The organism is Phenylobacterium sp., assembly GCF_004799395.1.
In the GTDB taxonomy this organism is placed as follows: domain Bacteria; phylum Pseudomonadota; class Alphaproteobacteria; order Caulobacterales; family Caulobacteraceae; genus Phenylobacterium.
Map to the genome: position 1 here is coordinate 1 of NZ_SSMZ01000118.1, position 5,624 is coordinate 5,624.

4 protein-coding genes are annotated in these 5,624 nt (G+C 71.2%); 1 reads left to right on the forward strand and 3 read right to left on the reverse strand.

Annotated features, from left to right (window positions below):
• Nucleotides 1-124: 124 nt before the first annotated feature.
• Complete coding sequence (locus E8A12_RS08255) at nt 125-880, reverse strand: hypothetical protein (RefSeq protein ID WP_293367521.1); 756 nt, start codon at nt 878-880, stop codon at nt 125-127.
• A 120-nt stretch (nt 881-1,000) separates the two neighbouring features.
• On the opposite strand from E8A12_RS08255, the gene E8A12_RS08260 reads away from it, so the two are divergent.
• Nucleotides 1,001-2,386: a hypothetical protein gene (locus E8A12_RS08260; protein WP_293367523.1), complete on the forward strand. Its 1,386-nt coding sequence runs from the start codon at nt 1,001-1,003 to the stop codon at nt 2,384-2,386.
• On the opposite strand, the gene E8A12_RS08265 is transcribed toward E8A12_RS08260, so the two are convergent.
• A complete protein-coding gene (locus E8A12_RS08265) occupies nt 2,383-3,501 on the reverse strand; it encodes a glycosyltransferase family 4 protein (RefSeq protein ID WP_293367525.1) in 1,119 nt (372 codons plus the stop codon). The two genes, E8A12_RS08260 and E8A12_RS08265, sit on opposite strands and share 4 nt — an antisense overlap.
• Nucleotides 3,498-5,624, reverse strand: a 2,127-nt coding sequence (locus E8A12_RS08270) for a glycoside hydrolase family 99-like domain-containing protein (protein WP_293367527.1), incomplete at its 5' end; no start/stop codon positions are given. The genes E8A12_RS08265 and E8A12_RS08270, both read right to left, overlap by 4 nt.

The window sequence follows — 5,624 nt, forward strand, 5'->3', positions numbered from 1 at the left end:
CCTTCGCGGCGAGCTTCTTCATCATCTCGATCGCCTGCGACTATCGCTACCTCTACTTCAGCGATCTGGCCGCGCTGGCGGGCCTGGTTTATGCGGCGGTCGATCCGCCGTGGCGCAAGGCTCGCTAGGCGAAGCGGTCTTCCCATTGGGCGGCCACGTCCAGCCTGGGCTTACGTGCGCACAAGAACCGGTAGAGCGACAGCTGGCGCCCCACCCCGAAGCTCTTGATCTGCACATCCTCGAACAGGGCGCGGACCAGGGTCTCGACCTCGCGGGCGTTATTGACGTGCTCGTGGGCCATCAGGAGGCCGTAGTCGAGGCCGTGGCGGAGGCGGAACTCCAGCCCCGTGGTGGCCATCCAGCCAAGCGCCCAAAGGAAGCCGCCCTCGCTGGGGATCGCCGCGCGGAGCGCCGCGTCCGGCGCCATCAGCCGTGCGGCGCGGGCCAGGACAAAAGGCAGGTCGCAGATGTGCTCCAGCGAGGCGACGCCGGTCACCCGCAGATAGCGGCGTTCCAGCGGGATCTCGCGGATATCGTCAAAGGTGTCTCGCACTCCGCCGATCCAGGGTGAGTCGGCGAACAGCGCCTTGAACGGCTCGATGATGTCATAGGCGCCGCAGGCCGGTTCATAGGCCAGCTGGTTGAGCGTGCCCGCGCCCAGCTCCAGGGTCGCCGGCTGGGTGTTCACGCCCTTCACGTCGTCGGCCACCCGCAGATGCAGCCAGCGCTCCAGCCGTTGTGACAGCGAGGCGGCCGGCGTCTCGCCGCCGCGGTTCTCCAGATATTGCTGGGTGTAGATCGCCGCCAGCTTGGGCGGCAGGGTCGGGCGGGTCTTGGGGAATCGGGCGAGCAAGGCCGCAAGATCGCGCGCGCCGCTCATCCAGATTTCCTCCGTCCGTCACCACAAGGGTCGGCAGACTTAGCAAGCCCCGGCGCGGCGCCCCACACCTTTTGCCGCTTCCCATGGCTGCTGCGGGCTTTTACCAACAGGGAAGACGGGATGCGAGGCGGGGGCTTGGGCGAGGCGATCCACACCGGCGGCGACGACAAGGCCGGCAAGGCCTTCCGAATCGCGATGTTCGCAGGCCTGCTGCTGACGCTGGCGGCCAACATCCCGGGCCAGATGTCGCTGGACTCCGTGGTGGCGCTCACCGAGGCGCGCACCGGGGTGCGCCAGACCTGGGCGCCGGCCATCTCCTCCTGGCTTCTGAAGCCCTTCGACCAACTGGTGGCCGGGACCGGGCTCTATGTCACCGCCTCGGCGGCGATCCTGTTCCTCAGCCTGATGTCGCTGACCCGCCTGCGGCCCCGGGCGACCTGGGGCGCGGTGGCGCTGGGCGCCCTGGCGCTGCTGACGCCGCAGCTGCTGATCTACCAGGGCATCGTCTGGCGCGACGTGATCTTCGCCAATCTGACGCTCGCCGGCTTCGTGCTGCTGGCCCATGCCGCACAGCGGTGGGCGGCCCGGCCGCATCTGACTCTGGCGGGCGCGCTGGTCTGTTTCGCGCTGGCGGCGCTGGAACGGCAGAACGGTCTGATCCTGGTGGTCGCCGCTGCGGCGGTCCTGGCCTGGACGGCGCGGGCGGAGGGTTGGCGCCGCAGCCTGGCCTGGGGCCTCGGCGGATTTGCCGCCGTCGCGGTCCTGGCCTTCGTCGTGGGAGGGATCGCCAAGCCGCCGGGCGCCAATCCGAAGCTGCGGCAGGGCGTCGAGCTCCTGATCCTGGAGCACTACGACATCGTCGGCGCCAAGGCGCACCATCCGAAGCTGAAGCTGAAGGAGATCGGCAAGGCCGACCCGGCGGCGCAGGCCCTGCTGGAGGCCCAGTCGGCCAAGATGTACAGCGCCGCGCGCGTCGACACCCTGGATGCCGACGACACCTTCCGGCGCACCCTCTGGCACGTGCCGGACGCGGCGATGCACGCGCAGTGGCGCCGCGTGATCGTCCACTATCCGGCGGCCTATGTCCTGCAGCGCCTCGACGTCTTCAAATGGACCTTCCTGACGCCGAAGCTGGAGCAGTGCCTGCCCGTGACAGTCGGCGTCACCGGACCGGACGGGATGCTGAAGGACCTCGACGTCCAGACCGGCGTCGATCCGCAGGACCAGGGGCTGGCCGACTATGCGCGCCGGTTCTACGGCACGCCGGTCTTCTCGCACCTGACCTGGGCCATCGTGGCCTTGGGCGTCATCGGGCTCCTGTGGCGGCGGCGCGACCCGGCGGACTGGGTGATCATCTCTCTGATGGCCGGAAGCCTGGCCTTCGCCGCCAGCTTCGCCCTGATCTCGGTCGCCTGCGATTACCGCTACCTCTACCTGCTCGACCTCGCCGCCATGGCGGGCGCGCTCTATGTGGCGCTCGATCCGCCGCGATGGCGGAAACGCTAGGCGCGACCGATCGCGTTCAGCCGCTCCAGTGCGCGCCGGCCGACCGACTGCAGCGAATAGTGCTCGGCGATGAAGGCCTTGCCGCGCGCGCCCATGGCGCGGGCCGCCGCCGGAACGTCCATCAGCTGTTCGAGGAGCCGTGAGGCGTGCTCGGGCGAGGCGTCGGCCCACATTTGGCCCTCGCCGTGCGGATAGGCGCCGGCCGCGACCGGGACCAGCTCATAGTCGACCAGCAGGCCCGCCCCGGAGGGCATGAAGTCGAGGTTGCCGGAATAGCCGGTGGCGATCGCCGGACGGCCCATGGCCATGGCTTCGGCCATGCCGCGCCCGAAGCCCTCGGAGCGGTGGAGGGAGACGAAGACGTCGCCGACGCGGATCAGGTTCTTGATCTCGTTGTCGCTCATGTCGCCGTAGAGCGCCTGGGCGCGGGGCCCGAGCGCGGCGAGCCTGGCCTCCAATTCGGCCTGCTGTTCGTCCATGTCGCGCCCGCCGCGGGACTTGATCACACAGTGGATGTCGGCCTCGGGCCGCCTGGCCGCCAGTCGTTCGAAGGCCTCCAGCACGGCCCAGGGGTTCTTCCGGTCGGCGAAGGAGGCGAAGTCGAAGAAGAAAACCGCCGCGAAGGCGTCCTCCGGGATGCCGAAATACCGGCGGCCGAGGAAGGACGAGAGCTTCAGCTCGACGGCCAGCGGCATGCGGTGGACCGGCCGCGAGACCGCGCCTTGCAAGGCCTGCTGCACAAAAGCCGACGGCGCCCAGATCTCGTCGAAGCGGTCCAGCACCTTGGCCCATTCGGCGGGGTAGCGGGCCAGTTCCCAGGCCGGGTAGGCGATGTTGTAGCCCTTGGCGAAGGCCGCCTCGCCGAGCTTGTCGATGACGCGGGCGGCCTCGTCGCCGTTGACGCCGAAGATGTTCACGCCCTCGCCCAGCGACGGGACCAGATGCGGGGCGAAGTCGCGTTCCAGGTCGGGGTCTAAACCGCGGTTGGCGTCGGCCACGTCCAGCAGGCGTGGCGTGACGCCGACCGCCTGGAGGGCGCGAAAGGTCGAGCGGGCGTGCTCGGCCATGCCGGTGGGCTGGAAGGGATAGCCGACGAGCGTCACTTCGCCGGTCATGTCAGCAGGTCCGTGTCGGCGGCGTTGGCGGCGGCCTCCAGCCAGCCGTGGCCGAAGCGCAGGTCGGGCTCCAGGACCGCGCCGCCCTCCCAGTCATTCCAGGCGTGCACGAAGACCAGGCGGCGATCGGTGTCGCGGCCGCGGACCGCATCGCTGGCCGATTCCAGCCAGGCCTGCAGCGCCCCCGGGCTCGCGCCCTGCCAGATGACCGGGGCGTCCTGCGACGTGGGCGTGGTGTCGTGGGCGGCGACCACTAGCGGGATCTCGTCGTCGTCCAGGGCCTCGGCCATCCGGTCGGCCACCAAGGTCATGGCGTCGTGCGCCAGGCCGCGGAAGTCGGGATTGATCACCGGGCCCGTCGGGCCTTCGGCGGCGCGGGACGTCAGCGGATCGGGCAGCCGCGCGTCGAAGCCCGCGGCAGGCTGGCCGCCGCGCTGGATCAGGAACAGCTCGCCGAGCTGGCGCCAGGCCGAGAGGTCCGCGCCGGCGGACAGCAGGACGATGGGTCTGCCGTCAACGCGGAGGGCGTGGGCGGAGGCCAGGAGGGGCGACACGGCCTTGGGCGGCGTCTTGCCGGTCCAGGCCAGGCAGAACGGGAAAGCCGCGCCGGCGATTGCGACCAGATCCGCTGTGTTGGCGGCCTCGTGGCAGAAGCCGGTCAGGCCGTAACGGGCGGCCAGAGCCTCGTCCTGGGCGAGGACCGCGGGATCCGTCGGATCGCTGAAACCGTGGGCCGGCAGCCGGGGCTGCAGGTGGCCAAGGTAGTTGGGCAGCGCGCGGGCGACCGCGACCCAGTCCGGCGCCCTCGTGCGGCGCAGGGCGATCATCCGCACCGGCGCGCTGGGCGGCGTCACGGTGCGAGGCCGGCGCAGGGCCTCGTAGTCGGCGACGCCATAGGCCTGTGGGTCCGGATCCGACGCGCGGCGAAGGTCGCCGAAAAGGGTCTGGGCGGAGACCGCGTGACCCATCGGGGCTCCGGTGGCGGGGCGTTCGGTGCGGAGGCGCAGCCAGTGCTCCAGACCGCTCAAAGGGCTTTCGGCGGCGTCCGGATGGGCGGCGAAATAGGCCGACTCGTCGAAGTCCGGCGCCGGCCACAGGCCTGCGAAGGCGCCGATCGTCAGGTAGTGCTGCAGTGGGTTGGCGTGGGCCAGCGGCTGGCCACCGGCCTGTTCCAGATAGTAGGTCGGCTTGAAGTGCGGGCTCGGGCTCTTGCCGCCCCGCGCTCCGGTCCGCAGGTAATCGCTCAGGGGCTCCCCGCGCAGGCCGCCGTGCCGCTGGCGGCGATAGAAGGCGGTCTCGAACAGCGGATGAGGATCAAGGCCCTCGGCCGCGCCCTTGGTCGCGTAGTCCAGCAGCGGCGCGACGCCGGCGGCCTGCGCCTCCGGATTACGCTCCAGATACCAGTCCCCGGCGAACAGCGGATGCGGCTCAAGCCCCTCGCGCCAGCCGGCGCGCAGATAGTGGATCAGCGGGTTCTCACCGGTCTCGGCCACCTCGTCCGACTGGCCGATGTAGTGGCGCACGTCGAACAGCGGATGCGGATTGGCCCCGGCGGCCGCGCCCTCGAACAGGAAATGCTCCAGGGCGGTCAATCGTCCGGCCGCCATCCTGGCCCCGTGGCGGGCGCGATAGGCTGGGCCGTCCAGCAGCGGGTGGGGGCTGAGGTTGTGGCCGTCGCCGACCACCAGATAGTGGGCCAGAGGCGCCCAGCGGCTGCCGGCCAGCGCCGGCGCGGTTCCCAGATACCAGCTCTGGTCGAACAGGGCCCGTGGCTGGGCGGCCGGGTCGGGGCCGGCCTGGACATAGGCGTTCAGGCTGACCGTCGGGCCGGGCGTTGAGCCGAGGCTGATCTCCAGGTCTGGCTCCCAGAGGCCGCTGGCCTGCAGCAGCATGACCCGTCCCGGCGTCTTGGCGCGGGCCAGCAGGCGGGCGAGGCCTGGCGGCGTCCTGCGGGCGGCGAGGCCGGCGTAGCGGGCGCGGTTGGCGGCCTGGAAGCGCGCCCAGCGGCGCTCGCCGGCGGCGGTGCGCGCCTCGTGGGCGGCGCGGCGGACGGCGACGAGGGCTGCGGGATCGATGGGCTTGGCCGCCACGGGCGCCAGGCTCAGCCGTCGGCCAAGATGGCG

Coding starts and splice junctions, on each gene's coding strand:
- E8A12_RS08255 (WP_293367521.1), bottom strand. CDS start 880: ATGAGCGGCGCGCGCGATCTTGCGGCCTTGCTCGCCCGATTCCCCAAG.
- E8A12_RS08260 (WP_293367523.1), top strand. CDS start 1,001: ATGCGAGGCGGGGGCTTGGGCGAGGCGATCCACACCGGCGGCGACGAC.
- E8A12_RS08265 (WP_293367525.1), bottom strand. CDS start 3,501: ATGACCGGCGAAGTGACGCTCGTCGGCTATCCCTTCCAGCCCACCGGC.